The 17,272-nt window shown below is 67.6% G+C and carries 16 protein-coding genes; 7 read left to right on the top strand and 9 right to left on the bottom strand.

Features of this window, described 5'->3' with window-relative positions; genetic code table 11:
* The first annotated feature begins 3 nt into the window (after positions 1 to 3).
* The 3 genes from OU994_RS14080 to OU994_RS14070 all read left to right on the top strand — a co-directional run bounded on the left by OU994_RS14080 (position 4) and on the right by OU994_RS14070 (position 2,610).
* Complete coding sequence (locus OU994_RS14080) at positions 4 to 891, top strand: alpha/beta hydrolase (protein WP_281611265.1); 888 nt, start codon at positions 4 to 6, stop codon at positions 889 to 891.
* A 34-nt stretch (positions 892 to 925) separates the two neighbouring features.
* Positions 926 to 1,714, top strand: a complete 789-nt coding sequence (locus OU994_RS14075) for a ThuA domain-containing protein (protein WP_281611264.1) — start codon at positions 926 to 928, stop codon at positions 1,712 to 1,714.
* A gap of 248 nt (positions 1,715 to 1,962) precedes the next feature.
* Positions 1,963 to 2,610, top strand: coding sequence for an NUDIX domain-containing protein (locus OU994_RS14070; RefSeq protein ID WP_281611263.1), 648 nt, complete (start codon positions 1,963 to 1,965; stop codon positions 2,608 to 2,610).
* Between the two features lie 18 nt (positions 2,611 to 2,628).
* Here the strand turns inward: OU994_RS14070 and OU994_RS14065 are convergent, their stop codons facing one another.
* The 8 genes from OU994_RS14065 to OU994_RS14030 form a co-directional block, all read right to left on the bottom strand.
* Positions 2,629 to 4,074, bottom strand: coding sequence for a LutB/LldF family L-lactate oxidation iron-sulfur protein (locus OU994_RS14065; RefSeq protein ID WP_281611262.1), 1,446 nt, complete (start codon positions 4,072 to 4,074; stop codon positions 2,629 to 2,631).
* The gene (locus OU994_RS14060; RefSeq protein WP_281611261.1) at positions 4,071 to 4,751 is read right to left on the bottom strand and encodes a lactate utilization protein; all 681 of its coding nucleotides are present in this window, start codon (positions 4,749 to 4,751) and stop codon (positions 4,071 to 4,073) included. Before OU994_RS14060 ends, OU994_RS14065 begins: the two co-directional genes overlap by 4 nt.
* 92 nt (positions 4,752 to 4,843) lie before the next feature.
* Positions 4,844 to 5,632: a (Fe-S)-binding protein gene (locus tag OU994_RS14055; protein WP_281611260.1), complete on the bottom strand. Its 789-nt coding sequence runs from the start codon at positions 5,630 to 5,632 to the stop codon at positions 4,844 to 4,846.
* Between the two features lie 28 nt (positions 5,633 to 5,660).
* The gene (gene glcF / locus OU994_RS14050) at positions 5,661 to 6,947 is read right to left on the bottom strand and encodes a glycolate oxidase subunit GlcF (protein ID WP_281611259.1); all 1,287 of its coding nucleotides are present in this window, start codon (positions 6,945 to 6,947) and stop codon (positions 5,661 to 5,663) included.
* 2 nt (positions 6,948 to 6,949) lie between these two features.
* Positions 6,950 to 8,017, bottom strand: a complete 1,068-nt coding sequence (glcE, locus tag OU994_RS14045; protein WP_281611258.1) for a glycolate oxidase subunit GlcE — start codon at positions 8,015 to 8,017, stop codon at positions 6,950 to 6,952.
* A complete protein-coding gene (locus OU994_RS14040; RefSeq protein WP_281611257.1) occupies positions 8,010 to 9,620 on the bottom strand; it encodes an FAD-linked oxidase C-terminal domain-containing protein in 1,611 nt (536 codons plus the stop codon). Before OU994_RS14040 ends, glcE begins: the two co-directional genes overlap by 8 nt.
* A 93-nt stretch (positions 9,621 to 9,713) precedes the next feature.
* Entirely contained in the window at positions 9,714 to 10,604 is an 891-nt protein-coding gene (locus OU994_RS14035; protein WP_281611256.1) for a LysR substrate-binding domain-containing protein, read from the bottom strand.
* 84 nt (positions 10,605 to 10,688) lie between these two features.
* Positions 10,689 to 12,401: a lactate permease LctP family transporter gene (locus OU994_RS14030; RefSeq protein WP_281611255.1), complete on the bottom strand. Its 1,713-nt coding sequence runs from the start codon at positions 12,399 to 12,401 to the stop codon at positions 10,689 to 10,691.
* 514 nt (positions 12,402 to 12,915) lie between these two features.
* On the opposite strand from OU994_RS14030, the gene OU994_RS14025 reads away from it, so the two are divergent.
* Positions 12,916 to 13,254 carry a hypothetical protein gene (locus tag OU994_RS14025; protein ID WP_281611254.1) on the top strand — a complete coding sequence of 113 codons (339 nt, stop codon included), beginning with the start codon at positions 12,916 to 12,918 and terminating at the stop codon, positions 13,252 to 13,254.
* Between the two features lie 238 nt (positions 13,255 to 13,492).
* Here OU994_RS14025 and OU994_RS14020 read toward each other — a convergent pair whose 3' ends face one another.
* Positions 13,493 to 14,284 carry an SDR family oxidoreductase gene (locus OU994_RS14020; RefSeq protein WP_131149145.1) on the bottom strand — a complete coding sequence of 264 codons (792 nt, stop codon included), beginning with the start codon at positions 14,282 to 14,284 and terminating at the stop codon, positions 13,493 to 13,495.
* A gap of 426 nt (positions 14,285 to 14,710) precedes the next feature.
* Here OU994_RS14020 and OU994_RS14015 point away from each other — a divergent pair, with 426 nt between their 5' ends.
* From OU994_RS14015 to OU994_RS14005, 3 genes are read left to right on the top strand one after another with little or no spacing between them, the layout of a single operon-like run.
* The gene (locus OU994_RS14015; protein WP_281611253.1) at positions 14,711 to 15,394 is read left to right on the top strand and encodes a MotA/TolQ/ExbB proton channel family protein; all 684 of its coding nucleotides are present in this window, start codon (positions 14,711 to 14,713) and stop codon (positions 15,392 to 15,394) included.
* Positions 15,384 to 15,809, top strand: a complete 426-nt coding sequence (locus OU994_RS14010; protein WP_281611252.1) for a biopolymer transporter ExbD — start codon at positions 15,384 to 15,386, stop codon at positions 15,807 to 15,809. Before OU994_RS14015 ends, OU994_RS14010 begins: the two co-directional genes overlap by 11 nt.
* Positions 15,806 to 17,272, top strand: a complete 1,467-nt coding sequence (locus OU994_RS14005; RefSeq protein ID WP_281611251.1) for a hypothetical protein — start codon at positions 15,806 to 15,808, stop codon at positions 17,270 to 17,272. The genes OU994_RS14010 and OU994_RS14005 overlap by 4 nt, the downstream gene beginning before the upstream one ends.

The raw sequence follows: 17,272 nt of genomic DNA, 5'->3' as shown, positions 1-17,272 counted from the left end.
GCCATGCCACTGAAGCGCTTCCCTGCCCTCCTGCTGGCCTTCGCGTGCACCGGCGCGCTGGCCCAGCAGGGCTCTTTCCCCTTGTGGCCGAACGGCGCACCGGGCGCCGAACAACGCCGCGGCGAGCCTGAAACCGTGAAGGACGGCGTCTACTTCAGCAACGTGCACAACCCGTCGCTGACGGTGCTGCGCGCCGATCCGCGCCATGCCAACGGCGCGGCCGTCATCGTGGTTCCCGGCGGCGGGCACCGCATGCTGGTGTTCCAGAACGAAGGCGTGGCCGCGGCGAAGAACCTGAACCGCGCCGGCGTCACCGCGTTCGTGCTGAAGTACCGGCTGGCGCGCGACGGCGATTCCGGCTACACGATCGAAGGCGACGGCGCAGCCGACCTGCGGCGCGCCGTGCGCTGGGTGCGCACGCATGCGGCCGAATACGGCGTCGATCCGGCCCGCGTCGGCGTGATGGGTTTTTCGGCGGGCGGCGAACTGGTTTCGCTGGTGGCCGACAATCCGGAACCGCCCGGCTTCGTGGCGCGCGACGCCGTCGACCGCGCCAGCGCCCGGCCGGATTTCCAGGTGCTGGTCTACCCCGGCCCGCTGGGCGTGCCCGCGAAGGCCGTCAAGGGCGCGCCGCCGGCCTTCCTGGTGGCCGGCTCGCGCGACACCTGCTGCATGCCGCCGACCATCGCGCTGTACCAGCAACTGGTGGCGGCCGGCGTCTCCGCCGAGCTGCACCTGTATGCCGATACCGACCATGCATTCAACGTGGGCCAGCGCGGCGAGCGCATCTCGCTGCAGCACTGGCCCGACCGGCTGTCCGACTGGCTGGCCGACGGCGGCTGGCTGGTCCCACGTGGCGGCCGGGCGCCGGAAGGCGTGCCGGCGCCGTGAGTTGCCCAGCGAATCCTCCCTTGAAGGTTTTTTCATGAAATCCGTATTGACGACCATTGCCGCCGCCTGCACGCTGCTCGCCGCCGGCGCCAGCCACGCCGACAGCCAGTTCAAGCTGCTGGTGCTGGCGATGCCCGGCAAGTACCACTATGAATACATCCCGATCGCCCGCGACAGCCTGGAACGGCTGGCGAAGCTGCATTCGTTCGAGTTCACGTACACGAACAAGCCCGCCGTGTTCGACGGCGACCTGAAACAGTATGGCGCGGTGATGTTCCTGAACACCCCGGGCGAGGAACTGAACGCGGCGCAGCGCGCCAACTTCGAGGCCTACATGCGCGGCGGCGGCAACGCGGTCGTGGTGCACCGCGCGGCGATCACGCCGCCGAACGGGTGGGTGTGGTACGAAAAGCTGGTAGGCCGCAGCGTGGGGCCCCATCCGATGCTGCAGACCGGTGTCGTCACCGTCGTCGACAAGGCTTTCCCGGCCACCTTCGGGCTGCCCGACCGGTGGATCTGGAGCGACGAGTTCTACGTGACCACCAATCCCTACAACGTGAAGATCGACACGGTGCTGGGCGTGGACGAAAGCAGCTACGACCCGACCAAGATCTGGCCCGGCCAGTCCGTCCAGGGCATGGGCAAAGACCATCCCATCGCGTGGCACCACCAGGTGGAAAAGGGCCGCGTGTTCGTCACCACGCTGGGGCACAACGGCGAGATGTACCGGGATCCGCAGTACCTGGGGCACCTGATGGGCGGGATCTACTGGGCGGTCACGGGCAAGGGGCAGGCGGCGGCGGGGCCGGCGCGGAAAGAATAGTCGGGGCCGGCAGCGCACATCGCACTCTGATGCCGGTAAATCAAGCCTACCCCCAAGGGCAAATTCCGGGGTCAGACCCGGCGGGTCCGACCCCAGCCCTTCGCTGTTGGGGTGAATGCATGTGCTTCCAATGTGCCTGCCCCATTTTCCGGGCAACTTTCGCTTTCGGCAGCAAAATTTTCCGCTAGTTAACCGTTTTTGCTACTATCTGGCGCTTGGACAAACCTTTTACCCGAGCGCGCGATCCGATGCCACAACTGCACCCCTGCCCCGATGACGCTGGCAATCCCGTCGTCATCCGCATGCCTTCCACGCCGACCGCGCTCGCCGCATGGCAGGAAAGCGCCCGCCTCGCCACGGTAGTCCCCGGCGGCGCCCTGCCGGATGCCATCAACGGCATTCCGCTTGCGCCGTGGAGCACGGTACCGGACAGCCCGGCGGGATGGGCGGCGCTGGCCGACCGGGCCCTGCTCGAGGAGCCGCCGTTCGTGCCGCCGGCCGGCATGTCCGCCGCGGCCGGCGCGGTGATCGTGGAGGACGACGGGCGCGTATGGCTGGTCGCCCCGTCGAACCGCTTCGGCGGCTACAGCGCCACCTTCCCGAAAGGACGCACCGATTCCGGCGCCACCCTGCATTGCACGGCGATCCGCGAAACCTTCGAGGAAGCGGGCCTCCAGGTGCAACTGGTCGCATTCCTTGCCGACTGCCGCCGCACGCTGACCTATACGCGCTACTACATCGCCCGCCGTATCGGCGGCACCCCTGCCGCCATGGGCTGGGAAACCCAGGCCGTGCACCTGGTTCCCATCGCGCAGCTGGACCGAGTGGCGACGCACCACAACGACTTCCCGGTGATCAAGGCGGCGCGCGAGTGGATCGAGGCGCACCTGCGCTGAAGCCGGCGCCAGCGGAAATCATTCAGGCTGGTTCCGTTCCCGCATCATGTCGGCCAGGCTGCGCGGCGCCGGCTCCAGCGGTGCGCGGTGCTGCGTCCAGCCCAGCTGCGCGGAGGGCGTCAGCGTGCGCAGGCGGGTTGCCGCCTTCCGGAACAGTCCGTAGACCGACGGGTGCGAGAATGCGCCGCTCCAGAAGCGCCACACCAGCTTGTCGCCACGGCTGAACTTCGCGCCCTGCCCCTTTAGCGGATGCGCCACACGCTCGCGCGGATCCCGGTTCGCTTCGGTGCGCAGGCGCACCAGCAGGGCCGGGATGGGAATGCGCACGGGGCAGACTTCCCCGCAGGCGCCGCACAGGCTGGACGCGGTGGCCAGGTCGGCCGTCGCCTCCAGCCCCAGCAGGTGCGGCGAGATGATCTTGCCGATCGGCCCCGGATATGTGGTGCCGTAGGCATGGCCGCCGATGCGCCCGTACACGGGGCAGTGATTCATGCATGCGCCGCAGCGGATGCACTGCAGCGTGGCGCGCAACTGCTCGTCCGCATAAGCCTGCGTGCGGCCATTGTCCAGCAGGACCAGGTGCATTTCACGGGGGCCATCGCGTTCGCCGGCGCGGCGCGGGCCGGAAATCAGGTTGAAATAGGTGGTGATCGGCTGGCCGGTGGCGGAGCGCGTCAGCAGGCTGGCCAGGGGCACGATGTGCTCCAGTTTCGCCACCACCTTTTCCATGCCCATGATGGCGATGTGCACGTCCGGCACGGTAGTCGACAGCCGGCCATTGCCCTCGTTTTCCACCAGCCACAGCGTGCCGGTATCGGCGGCGGCGAAGTTCACGCCGGACAGGCCGATGTCCGCCTCGGCAAACGCGGCGCGCAAGGCGCGCCGGCCGGTCTGGATCAGCGTGTCGACGTCCGTGCTGTACGCCGTGCCGGGAATGTGCCGTTCGAACAGGGCACCGATATCCTCGCGCGTCTTGTGGATCGCCGGCATGACGATGTGCGACGGCTTTTCGCCGGCCATCTGCACGATGTATTCGCCCATGTCCGATTCGATGCACTCGACGCCCCGCTCGGCCAGGTAATGATTCAGCTCGATTTCCTCGCTGGCCATCGACTTGCCCTTGATGACCTTGCGCGCGCCGCGCCGCCCGGCGATGCGGGCAATGATCGCATTGGCTTCGTCGCCCGTTTCGGCCCAGTGCACCTGCACGCCGGCGGCGGTCAGTTTCTCTTCCAGCCGCAGCAGCAGTTCCGGCAGGTTGGCCAGCGCATGCCGGCGGATCGCCTCGCCCAGGTCGCGCAGGCGTTCCAGTTCCAGCGCATCGGGGAACTGGGCGCCGCGTTTGGCTTGAAGGAAGTCCATCGCGCCGCGGAAGCTGGCGCGCAGCTTGGGATCGTCCAGCGCAATGCGGGCGCGCGCATGGAAATCTTGCGGCGCCACGAAATGCATGGCCTGCGTGCTCATGGCTGCCTCCCTGGCGTGACGATCACCACCCACATCCAGCGCGGCCCGTGCGCGCCGAAGGCCAGGGTCTGCTGGATGTCCGAGGTTTTCGACGGCCCGGAGGCCAGCACGAGGTTGGCCGGCATGCCGTCGCGCCAGCGTTCGGCGCGAGCGGCGTCGAACAGCGTGGCATGCAGCGTATCGGCATACACCAGCGCCACATGCAGCGGCGGCACCAGCGACACGGTGCGCGGCGTGCCCGCATCCGGCGCCAGGACCAGCGTGCCGGTGGCGGCGATACCTGACCGGGCCACCGTGAAACCGGCATCGACCGTGGCGAACAGCTCGTCCTTCCACTCTTCCAGCGGCGCCCGGAACGGCAGCGCTTCGATGTCCCCCGGCAGCGCGGCGGCCAGCGCCGCGCCCTCGGCGCTGGCGGGGTCGAGCAGCAGCCGGCTGACGCCATGCCGTGCCAGCCTTCCGGCGAGCTGCGCCGGCCATTCATCGGCCGTGGCACGCCACACGTCGGCACGCGAAGCGCGCAGGGCGGCTTCCATCGCCTCCACCAGCGCATCGGGCAGTTGATCCTGCGCCGGGTCCGGCTCAACAGCCGCATAGTGCGCGGCAATGCGATCATCCAGCGCGAAGGCATCGTGCTCGGAAGGCACCGGCGCGGCGGCGCGCAGGCGGCCCAGCATGCGCTCGCGGGAATCCGGTTCAAGTGCATGGGGTTCAAGTGCATGGGGTTCGCGTGCATGGGGTTGGCTTCGATGGGATGCGTGTCGATTCATCATGCGCCCTCCCCGCCGGGCGCAATGCCACTGGCGCGCCGCCACAGGAAGCTGGCCATGTGCTCCACCTCCAGCGGTGCGTTTTTCGCCCGGGCCGCATGGCCGATGTTGAGCAGGCAGCCACAATCGGCGGAGACGACGCGCCGCACGCCGGTGGCGCAGGCGGCGGCGATCTTGTCCGCCACCATCGCGCCGGAAATATCGGGATGCTTCAGGCAGAACGTGCCCCCGAAGCCGCAGCACTCGGATTCGCGCGCATGTTCCAGCCGGCGCACGCCCGGCAGGCCGTCGACCAGCGCCACGCCATGCCCCCGCGTTCCCATCTCGCGCCGTGCGCCGCACGAGGTGTGCAGCACCACGTCCTCGTCGTCCAGCCGGCCGGCCGGGTAGCGCACGTGCAGCACGTTCAGCAGGAATTCACTCAGTTCATAGATGCGTCCCGATAGCCGGCGCGCCTGCGCGCCGAGGTCCGCATCGCCGGCGAACAGTTCGGGCCAGTGGTGGCGCATCATGCCGGCGCAGGAGCCGGACGGCACCACGATCGGCCAGTCATGCGGGAACAGCGCCATCTGCGCCAGCGCCACGTCGCGCGCCTGCTGCGGATTGCCGCTGCTCCAGGCGGGCTGGCCGCAGCAGCTCTGGCCACGGGGGAAATGCACCGTGACGCCTTCGCGTTCGAGCAGCCGCACGGCATCGAGGCCGGCCTGCGGCATGAACAGGTCGATGACGCAGGTGCCGAACAGGTAGACGTGGGACGGCGGCGTCGCCGGATACGGGCGGGGTTGCATGGTGGTCTCCGTCATTCGCGTGGCGATGTCAGGCCGCGGCTTGCGCCGCCGGCTTCCGCTCCTGCCGCGCCTGCCGCGGCTGCCGCAGCAAGCGGTCCAGCAACTCGATCCAGTGCCCGACCGGCGTGGCGGTACCGCCCTGCAGGTGGCTCTGGCAGCCGATGTTGGCAGACACGATCTCGCCGGCCCCCGTGGCCTGCAGCGCCGCAAGCTTGCGGTCGCGCAGCTGGGTGGACAGTTCCGGCTGCAGCAGCGAGTAGGTGCCGGACGAGCCGCAGCACAGGTGGCTGTCGGCGCACAGCCGCACGTCGACACCCATCGCGCGCAGCAAGCCTTCCACCTTGCCGCGAATCTGCTGGCCGTGCTGCAGGGTGCAGGGCGGATGGAACGCGACCTTGTGCCCCGGCCCGGCAGCGTTGCGCTCGCCGACCCTGTCGACCAGTTCGGCCTGCAGGTCGCACAGGACTTCGCTGACATCCCTGGTCAGCGCCGAGATGCGGGCCGCCTTGGCCGCATAGGCGGCGTCGTGGCGCAGCAGGTGCCCGTATTCCTTGACGGTGACGCCGCAGCCGGAAGATGTCATCACGATCGCCTCGGCGCCCGCTTCCACCAGCGGCCACCACGCGTCGATATTGCGGCGCATGTCGTCCAGCCCGCCGGCCTGGTCGTTCAGGTGGTAGCGGATCGCGCCGCAGCAGCCGGCTTTCGGCGCGACGGCCAAGCCGATCCCGAGGGCATCGAGCACGCGTGCGGTGGCGGCATTGATGTTCGGCGCCATGGCCGGCTGCACGCAGCCGTCGAGCAGGAGCATCGTGCGCGCGTGCCGCGCCGCCGGCCACTGGCCAGGCGATGCCGGCCGCGCCACCTTGGCGCGCAGCGCGGCGGGCAACGCCGGCCGCAGCCACTGCCCGGCCTTCATGGCCGGCTTGAAGATCCACCCGCGCGGCAGCACTTCGCGCAGCAGCGTGCGGGCGGCGCGCTGCATGGCTGGCCGCGGCACCTGCTGCTCGACGATGCCGCGCCCGATATCGAGCAGCCGGCCGTACTCCACGCCGGAGGGACAGGTGGTTTCGCAGTTGCGGCACGTGAGGCAGCGGTCCAGGTGCAGCTGCGTGCCCGGCCCGGCGGGGGTGCCTTCCAGTACCTGCTTGATCAGGTAGATGCGCCCGCGCGGGCCGTCGAGTTCATCGCCCAGCAACTGGTAGGTGGGACAGGTGGCCGTGCAAAAGCCGCAGTGAACGCAGCTGCGCAGGATGGCTTCCGCTTCCTGCCCTTCCGGCGTGCCCTGGTATTGGGGAGCGAGATTGGTTTGCATGGTCACAGGTCTCCGTACATGCGGCCCGGGTTGAAGATGCCGGCCGGGTCGAAAGCGTTCTTCAGGTTGCGGTGGATGGCGTGGACGGCGGGCGCCAGCGGATGGAACACGTCGTGCCGGGCCGCGCCGCGGTACAGCGTGGCGTGGCCGCCGAGCCGCGCCGCCAGCGCGCGGATGCTGTCCGGCGCATCGTTCGAGCGCAGCCAGCGCTGGCCGCCGCCCCATTCGATCAATTGTTCCGTGCCGGACGCCAGCAGGGGCGCCACGGTTGGCACCGACAACCGCCACAGCGGCATGGCGGGTTCGCCCGTGAAGAAGCCGTGGCGCTGCTCGCGCACGTCGTGCCAGAACGACTCCGCGGCCGCTGCGGGCAATGCGTCGCCACCGATGCGGCGTGCGGCGGCATCGACCGCGGCGGCCGCGCCGGACAGCCGCACCGTCAGCTCGCCGGCGTGCCAGGCGGTCGCCGACACGGGCAAGGGCTGGCCGGCCCAGGCATTCACATGGCGCAGCGCGGCTTCCTCGTCGCACGCGAGGCGCAGGCTGGCTTCCATGGCCGGCCGGGGCAGCACCTTCAGCGAGACATCCAGGATCAGTCCCAGCATGCCGAGCGATCCGGCCAGCAGGCGCGACACGTCATAGCCCGCCACGTTCTTCATGACCTGCCCGCCGAAGCGCAGCACCTCGCCCTGCCCGTTCAGCAAGGTGGCGCCCAGCACGAAGTCGCGCACCGCGCCGGCAGCCTGGCGGCGCGGCCCGGCCAGGCCGCTTGCCACGACCCCGCCGACGGTGGCGGCGTCGCCGAAGTGCGGCGGCTCGAAGGCCAGCATCTGCCCCTGCGCGGCCAGCGCGGCCTCGATCTCGCGCAGCGGCGTGCCGCAGCGAGCAGTGATGACCAGTTCGGTCGGCTCGTAGCTGGTGATGCCGCGGTGCAGCGCCGTTTCCAGCAGCGCCCCTTCCGGCGGCCTGCCATACCAGTCCTTGCTGCCGCCCCCGCGGATACGCAGCGGCAGCTTGTCCCGCGTGGCGTGCAGCACCCGTGCGCGGAAGGTCTCGAGCATGTCATTCATCCTGTTCTCCTTTGGCGTGGCGGACCAGCGGCGCTTGCGCGAACCGGAACAGGCCCGCTTCCACCTTGCGCCGGCCGTATTGCGCGCAGCGGTCCAGCGTGGGGATCGCCTTGTCCGGATTGAGTTGCCGCGCCGGATCGAAGGCGCCCTTGACGGCGATGAACGCGGCGATCTCCTCGACGGTGAATTGCTCGCACATCGAATCGAGCTTCTCGATCCCCACCCCATGTTCGCCGGTGATGGTGCCGCCGGCCGCCACGCACAGCGCCAGGATCGCCTCGCCGAAGGCTTCGGCGCGGGAGAATTCGCCGGGCGCGTTGGCGTCGAACAGGATCAGCGGATGCAGGTTGCCGTCGCCGGCGTGGAACACGTTGGCGCAGCGCAGCCCGTACTCGGCGGCCAGCGCATCGATCCCCGTCAGCACCTCGGCCAGCTTGCGGCGCGGGATGGTGCCATCCATGCAGTAGTAGTCGGGCGAGATGCGGCCGGCGGCGGGAAACGCGTTCTTGCGGCCGGACCAGAAGCGCAGCCGCTCGGCTTCGTCGCGCGAGACGGCGATGGCGGTGGCGCCGGACCGCGCCAGCACGGCGCTCATGCGGCCGATCTCTTCTTCCACCTCTTCCGGCAGGCCATCCGATTCGCACAGCAGGATCGCGGCCGCGTCGGTGTCGTAGCCGGCGCGCACGAACGGCTCGACCATGCGCGCGCTGGTGCGGTCCATCATTTCCAGCCCGGCCGGGATGATGCCGGCCGAGATCACCTCGGCCACTGCGTCCGCGCCCTGCACCACGCTGTCGAACGAGGCCATGATGACCCGGGCCAGCGGCGGCTTCGGCACCAGCTTCACGGTGGCTTCCGTCACCACGCCCAGCATGCCCTCGGAACCGATGAACACGGCCAGCAGGTCCAGCCCGGGCGCGTCGGGCGCGCAGCCGCCCAGTTCGACGATCTCGCCATCCGCGGTCACCATGCGCACGCGCAGCACGTTGTGCAGGGTGAGGCCGTACTTCAGGCAATGCACGCCGCCGGAATTCTCGGCGATATTGCCGCCGATGGTGCAGGCGATCTGCGACGACGGATCGGGCGCGTAGTACAGCGCGTGGGCGGCGGCCGCTTCGGAAATCGCCAGGTTGCGCACGCCGGGCTGCACGGTGGCCGTGCGGGCCTGCGCATCGATGGCGACGATGCGGCTCATCTTCGCGGTGGACAGCACGATGGCTTCGGCGACCGGCATCGCGCCGCCGGACAGGCCGGTGCCCGCGCCGCGCGGCACGATCGGCACGCCCAGTGCGCGGCAGGCGCGCAGCACGGCGATCACCTGCGCCTCGTTTTCCGGCAGGGCCACCGCCAGCGGCAACTGGCGGTAGGCGGTCAGGCCGTCGCACTCGTATGGCCGGGTGTCTTCTTCGTCGAACAGCAGGCAGCGCGGGGGGAGTACGGCGTGCAAGGCGGTGCGCAGCGCGGCAACCCTGGTGCGCTGGCGCTCCGCGGCGAGCTGGCCGGTGGCGCCGAGCGTGCGGATCGTGTCGTTCTTGCCGTTCTTGCCGTTCTTGCTTTTTACGCTCACGGCGTCGATTTCACCGGCGTGATGGGGGGCGTTCATGTGGCGTCTCCTGCTGGCTTTTTTTCACTGGAACCAGTGTAGCGGCAGAGCGCCGGTGCACGCGGTGAAAAGTATTCACCGCTGCATCCGATATTATTCAGCGCCGGCGTAGGACGCCAGCAGCCAGTCGACGAACAGCTGCACTTCGGGCCGCAGCTTCGTGCCCTGGTCGTACACCACGTAATACGCATGCGGCGGCGAGGCCAGCCGGATGTCGAACAGCTCGACCACTTCGCCCCTGGCGATCATCTCCTGGCAAAAGTGCTGCCGCGTGAGGCCGACCCCCTGCCCCAGCCGCACCGCTTCCAGCAGCAGGCCGAGATCGTCGATGCGCACGCCGGTGGCGGGCTCCGGCCAGTTTAGCCCGGCCACCTCGAACCAGCACTTCCACGGTTCCAGCGCGGAGCGCAGCAGAGTGGCCTTCGCCAGCTCGGCCGGGCTGGCGATGCCGCCGATACGCTCCAGGTAGGCCGGGCTGGCCACCGGGAAGGCCGGCTCTTCCATCAGCTTCAGGGTTTCCAGGTCGGGATACTTGCCGGCGCCGAAGCGCACTTCCAGGTCCGATTCCGACAGGGCCAGGTCGTACAGCGGCACGGACAGGAACACGTCGACCGCGATCTCCGGATGCGCGCTGGTGAAGCTGGCCAGGCGCGGCAGCAGCAGGTAGCGGGCAAAGGTGGGCGGCACGGTGATCTTGATGCGCGGCTGCACCGGCGAGGCGCGGCCCGGCATGGGGAAATCGGTCAGCGTCTGCAGTGCGGTGCAGACCACCTCCAGGTAGCTGCGGCCGAACGGTGTCAGCGCCGGCGCCCGGCCGTCGCGGATGAACAGGCGGTCGCCCACGAACTCTTCGAGCAGGCGGATGCGGTGCGACAGCGCGGAGGGGGTGATGCACAGCTGGTTGGCGGCCACCGCAAATGAGCTGGAGCGCGCCGCGGCTTCGAAGGCGACCAGCGCGTGGACAGGAGGGAAACGTTTTTGCATGGCGGTCCGGAATAGGTGCGTTCTTCAGGAACGCCGCAACGCCCGTCCTTGCCGGCACGGGCGTCGGGCGTCCGGCCAGCCATTCTAATGGGGAATCATCCCCGTGAACACGTAGGCCTGCAGCACCGTCATGATGCCGACGATGACGGCGAAGAACAGGCTGTGCTTGAGAGTGAAACGGAACAGTTCCGATTCGCGGCCCACCAGGCCGGTGGCCGCGCAGGCCACGGCGATCGACTGCGGCGAGATCATCTTGCCCGTCACGCCGCCGGTAGTGTTGGCGGCCACCATCAGCGTGTCCGACACGCCGATCTGGTGCGCGGTGGTGCTCTGCAGGGAGCAGAACAGCGCGTTCGACGACGTGTCGGAGCCGGTGAGGAAAACGCCCAGCCAGCCGAGGAACGGCGAGAAGAACGGGAACGCCACGCCGGTGCCGGCCAGTACCAGGGCCAGCGTGGACGACATGCCGGAGTAATTGGCGACGAAGGCGAAGGCCAGCACCAGCCCGATCGACAGCACGGGCCGGCGCAGTTCGACCAGCGTATCCCGGAAGGCGCGCAGGCCGTCGGCCGGCTTCATGCCCAGCAGGATCATCGAGATGATGCCGGTGATCAGGATCGGCGTGCCCACCGCGGACAGGATATCGAGCTTGTACACCGCTTCATACGCCTTGGGCACGGTGACGATCGGCGCGGTCTTGATGACCATCCCGTCGAGGTACGGCACGTGCACCTTGATCACCGTCCAGGCCAGCGGACCCTTGGCGAACAGCGCCTTGAAGAACGGCAGGCTCCACACCGTGACGATGGCGGTCAGGATGCCGAACGGCGCCCAGGCGCGCACCGTCTGCGCCAGCGTGTACGGCGAGCGGGTACGGCCGGCCAGCGGCGCGCCGCCCGCACTGCCGCCGAAGCCACCGATGCCGGACAGCGCGGCCGCGCCACCCGCCGCCACCACGCCGCGGGCGGTATTCTTGGCGGTGGCCGGCTGCCAGACCTTCAACAGCAGCGTCAGCGACACGAGGCTGACCAGCGCCGACGTGATGTCCGGCAGTTCCGGGCCGATGAAGTTGGAGGTGAGGTATTGCGTGACGGCGAAGCTGCCGCCCGCCACCAGCGCGCCTGGCCACACTTCCTTCACGCCACGCAGCCCGTCCATCATGAAGACCAGCCAGAACGGCACGAACAGCGACAGCAGCGGCAGCTGGCGGCCCGCCATGGCGCCGATGTGCATCGGGTCGATGCCCGTCACCTGCCCCGCGACGATGATGGGGATGCCCATCGCGCCGAAGGCCACCGGCGCCGTGTTGGCGATCAGGCACATGCCGGCCGCGTACAGCGGGTTGAAGCCCAGCCCCACCAGCAGCGCCGCGGTGATCGCCACCGGCGCGCCGAAACCGGCCGCCCCTTCCAGGAACGCGCCGAACGAAAAGCCGATCAGCAGCACCTGCAGGCGCTGGTCGTCGGTGATCGACAGGATCGATGCGCGGATGACCGCCAGCTGGCCGGTCCGGTCGACCACCTTGTACAGGAACACGGCGGTGATGATGATCCACGCGATCGGCCACAGGCCGTAGGCGAAGCCATAGCCGGCCGACGCCAGCGCCTGCGGCACCGGCATGCCGTAGGCGAACACCGCCACGAGCAGCGCGAGGCCCAGCGTGACGGCGCCCGCCACGTGGCCCTTCATCCGCATGACCGCCAGGGCCAGGAAGAAGAAGATGATGGGAACGGCGGCCGCCAGGGCGGACAGCCCCAGGCTGCCGAGCGGTGCATAGACTTGGTTCCAGACCTGCATGGTGTGCTCCTCCAGACGATTGGTTTTATGTTATGTCGGAGGAAAGTGTATGGCCGGCCCCGGCGTCAAAACCGCCGCCGGGCGTTGAAATGAATTGACGCCTGAAGTGAAAATCTTTCACCGCCTCGGGCACCGCTTGTCAGCTGATTGTAAGGGGCGGGGCTCGCCACGCTATATCGCGGTTAAACGCCATGGGATCGGACCTTCTTGCCAGGCCAGGCGGCGCGTCACCCCGACAACTTTAACGAGTATTTATTTCACGAAGCTGATGAATAACTGCATGAATGGAAATCATCCGCGCGGGATTCTGCCGGCATATTAATTGTCTTGCCGTTACTGGATTCGCTTGATATTTCCACTGAGAAATTGTGTCAAGCTTTGCTTTTCGTCGACACATAATAAACAACACAGCAGCCCATTCTGGAAATATTTTGTTCCACTTCAAAATTATTATTTGCATAATGCAATTTTCGTGTAGTACTATTCCTACATGCATCCTGCTCAGGAGAAACTTATGCAAAGCAATCCGGTTGAACTTCCCCCTGCAACGGCTGCCGTACTGCAGCGCCGGGCTATGCTTTTTCTGGCAAGCCTGCTAGCGGGTTTCCGTACCATTATCCGGGGGCGCGGTGAAAAGTCGCCATCCGTGACCGTTGCCAGGACAGTATTGCTGTCTCGGCCGAGCCAACAGGCGCCCACGGTCGGGCATATAGAGTTCTGTCTTTCCCAGATGGAAGCTCAAGGGTATGCGCGTTTTTGCGCAGAGAACGGCTATGCGGCGATAGTCGAGCAAGATATATACGACTTCTCGTGGTCGGTCGAGGTATGCGCCGCACCGCTTGAGTCACGGTGAGGGTGGAGTTCTTCATCGACACCGGCGCAGCTGGGACAAAAGTCTTTTGAATGGTCCGGTGCCAGTTCGCTCCTGGCGCAAAGAAACAACAGCCAATCCAAAAACTCCATGCGGGGGTGGACGGGCGCCGTCCTGAAACGCCCGTCGGCAGCCAGGAACCGCGTAGTAATACCGCGCATCTCTGTTCCATGGCGCGGCCCGGCAGCATCACGCATCCCCCAGCGTTCGGCACGTTGGATCAGATCACCGGCACGCCGCCGGTAACGGCAATCCGCGCGCCGGAAATGTAGCTGCCGTCGTTCGATGCCAGCAGCACATAAGTCGGCGCCAGCTCGGCAGGCTGGCCGGGGCGCTTCAGCGGCACTTGCTGGCCGAAGCTTTCCACCTGTTCCGGTGGCATGGTGGACGGGATCAGCGGGGTCCAGATCGGGCCGGGGGCGACGGAATTGACGCGGATGCCCTTCTCCGCCAGCAGTTGCGCCAGCCCGCCGCTGAAGTTCACGATGGCGCCCTTGGTGGCGGAATAGGCGAGCAGCTTGGGCTTGGGCGTATCCGAATTGACCGAGGCTGTGTTGATGATCGACGACCCGGGCCGCATGTGCGGCACGGCGGCTTTGCACAAGTGGAACATGGCGGTGATGTTGGTCTGGAAGGTATAGTCCCACTCCTCGTCCGGAATCTCGTCCAGCGAATCGCGGGTCATCTGGAAGGCGGCATTGTTGACCAGCACGTCGATGCGGCCGAACGCCTCCACCGCCCTGGCGATGACGGCGCGGCAGTGCGCCGGGTCGGCCAGGTCGCCGCGCACCAGCACGGCCTTGCGGCCCGCCTCCTCGACCCACCTGGCCGTTTCCCGGGCGTCCTCGTCTTCGTTCAGGTAGGAGATCAGCACGTCCGCGCCTTCGCGGGCGAAGGCGATGGCCACCGCGCGGCCGATGCCGCTGTCGCCGCCGGTGATCACGGTGGCCTTGTCCAGCAGCTTGCCCATGCCGCGATAGGTGGCCTCGCCATGGTCGGCGGCCGGGCGCATTTGGTCCTCGGTGCCAGGGGGCTGCTGCTGTTGCGCCTCCTGCTTCCCTTCCTGCTGTGCCTTTTGCTGCGATTGCTGTTGCGATTGCTGTTGCGATTGCTGTTGCGATGGCTGTGACATGGTCTTCTCCTGTGATGACATCAAAAGAAGGCCACCACTATAAGGAGCTGGCAAAGATGCGGTGCACGCTTGAGGGCTGGAAACTGCTGCACCGCCTCCCTGGCCAGCGCATGTCGAATTGCAGGGTTGCCGACGGCAGGCCACGGCGCGTCGGTGTCGTCACACGAGACCACTCGTGACAATCCGAGGATTTTCCCGCTCGGCAAGCTGCTATCCTGTGGCAAGCCAATCGCTGCATACCGCTATCCCTGGAAAACCTGCCATCCAATGCTTACATTCAATCGGTCAGTCCTGCTTCTGGCGCTGTTGTGCTGTGCGACCGGCACCCGCGCCGCTGAAATCAACCTGGTGGAACAGCTGCGGGAAGGCGGCGCGGCGATCCTGGTGACGCTCGCCCTGTCGATCCTGTTCGTGGCCGTCACCGCCGAGCGGCTGGTGCATTTCCGCGCCAGGGCGATACTGCCCGCGGGGCTGGTGGCGCAGGCCCGGCCCCTGTGGGCGGCGCGCAATCACGCCGCGCTGGCGAACCTGCTCGAGCAGGACGACAGCACGCTGGCGCGCATCATCGCCTTCATGTCGCGCTACCGCGACCAGCCGCACGCCTTCGTCAGCGGCGGCGCCGGCGACATCGCGTCGATGGAGCTGCGCCACCACCAGCAGAAGTTCTACGCGCTGGCGATCATCGCCACCGTCGCACCCATCGTCGGCTTGCTGGGCACCGTCGTCGGCATGATCGAGGCGTTCCACGTGATCGCGTATTCCGAGGGCATGGGCAATCCGGCCTTGCTGGCCAGCGGCATCTCGAAAGCCCTGATCAATACGGCGGCCGGCCTGGCGGTGGCGCTGCCGGCCCTGGGCATGCACCACTTCTTCAAGAACCGCATGATGTTCTTCAGCCTCGCGCTGGAAAAGCAGGTCAATGCCCTGCTCAACGAATGGTTCGTGCCGGTGCCCGTCCAGCCACATCTCCAGGTGCTGAATGCGCATTGACCTGGGCGAGGACGAAGCGCCGGAAATTGGCCTGATCGCGCTGATCGACTGTATCTTTTTCCTGCTGATGTTCTTCATGGTCGCCTCCAGCTTCAAGACCCCGGAGAAGGAGGAGAAACCGCAGAAGGAGCTGCCGGTGGTGCTGCCCGCCGCGCAGATGAGCCTGACGCGCGCGGCCGCGGCCCCGAGCCCGCTGGCGATCGGCGTCGACAAGCGCGGCAAGTTTTACCTCGACGGCAGCAAGGTCGGGGTACAGGAGCTGCACGACCGGCTGAAGGCCGAAGCGGCAAAGAACCCGCAGCGCCCGATCCGTATCGACGGCGACGAGGACGCGCGCTACCAGGACATCGTGCACGTGCTCGACCTGTGCCAGTTCGAGGGTTTCACCCGGATCTCCATGCATACCCGCCAATGAACTTCGGCGATACCCCGCTCGCGCTTCGCAGGGCGCCTTTCCGCACTTACGTGGCCGTATCGCTGGCCCTGCATGCGGCCCTGGGAGGGACCCTGTACTGGTTCGGCGCGTATCAGGTGGAGCAGCGCCGCCAGGATACGCAGGTCGCCGACAGCGCACAGGCCACCTACCGCGCGCGCACCGTGCGCCGGGTCGACGACCTGCAGAAGATCAAGGAGCTCATGGCGCAGTCCACCAGGTCCGAGCCTGGACCCGATGCAGCCTTGACCGCTCTCCCGCCCGTATCGGACGATCCGCGCGAGCAGCTCGCCCGGGCCCGGGTGCTGTCGAAAGCCATCGACGATATCCATCGGGATATCAGGGCCGAGGAACTGGCGCGCCTGACCGGGATGAGCAAGGAAGCGGCGCGCGCCGAGGTCGATGCGGAAATGCCATCGACAACGCCTGCGCCACCGGAGGCCGGCAACCCGGCCGATGAAATCGCTGGACTGGAAGAACACGCGCGCGAGCTGCTGGCCCGGCGCGCCGACGACCTGCGGCGCAAGCAGGAAGGCGTAGCGGTCAGCGCCAGCGGCCCGCACGGCGAAGCGCCCAACGCCCCGTTGCCCGTTGGTGCCGAAGGTGGATCCGGCAATGCCGAAGCACGCGCCGCCACCGGCCCTGCAACGGGACTGGACGGAGCCGATGAGCGAAGCGGCGCAAATGGACACGATCGCCAGTCCGGGCAGGCAGGCCAGGATCGGGCGGGTGCCGGGACCCATGCGGCCGACAGGATCGATGATTTCCTGGGCCAGGGCGTGGATGCCACGCGCGCCCCGCGTCACCGCAGCACGGTCGGCCGCCTGATCAGATACGGCAGCGGCCGGATTCCCGGGGTGGGTACCGGCCCTGTCACCAAGGGCGAAGGCCGCATGCTGGGCGCCGGCGGCCAGTACGCCGACCGCATCCACCTCAACAGCTGGTATCTTATCGGGCCTTTCCCGGGCCGCCGGGATCGCGGTACTGCCAAGACGCCGGTCTACCCGCCGGAGCAGGCCGTGCTGCTCGATGCGGTGTATCGCGGCAAGGACCAGCAGCTGCTCCGGTGGGAATACGTGCCTGGCATGGCCTATCCGCTGATCCCGCGGGAGCCAGTCGAGGACGCCGTCTATTACGGCTACACCGAAGTGCTGATGGACGAGGAACGCGAGCTGATGGTCTGGCTGGGCGTGGACGACGACGCCACGGTGTACCTGAACGACAGGATCATGTGGAAGAGCGACGACAGCAACAAGGGCTGGTTCTTCGATTCCGTGTATCGAAACCGGCGGGGATACGATGCCGGTTTCAATCGCACCGAGCGGCGGATGCTGGTGCGTTTCAAGAAGGGCCGCAACAGGATTTTCCTCAAGCTGTGGAACGATACGAACGAGATGTTTTTCTCGATGGTGCTGACGTTGCCGGGGCAGGCGAAGCCGGAGTGA

It is taken from the genome of Pseudoduganella sp. SL102 (assembly GCF_027856995.1).
Classification (GTDB): domain Bacteria; phylum Pseudomonadota; class Gammaproteobacteria; order Burkholderiales; family Burkholderiaceae_D; genus Rugamonas; species Rugamonas albidiflava.
The sequence above is the reverse complement of the archived record's forward strand: the minus strand, read 5'-3'. Positions and strand labels throughout refer to the sequence as shown.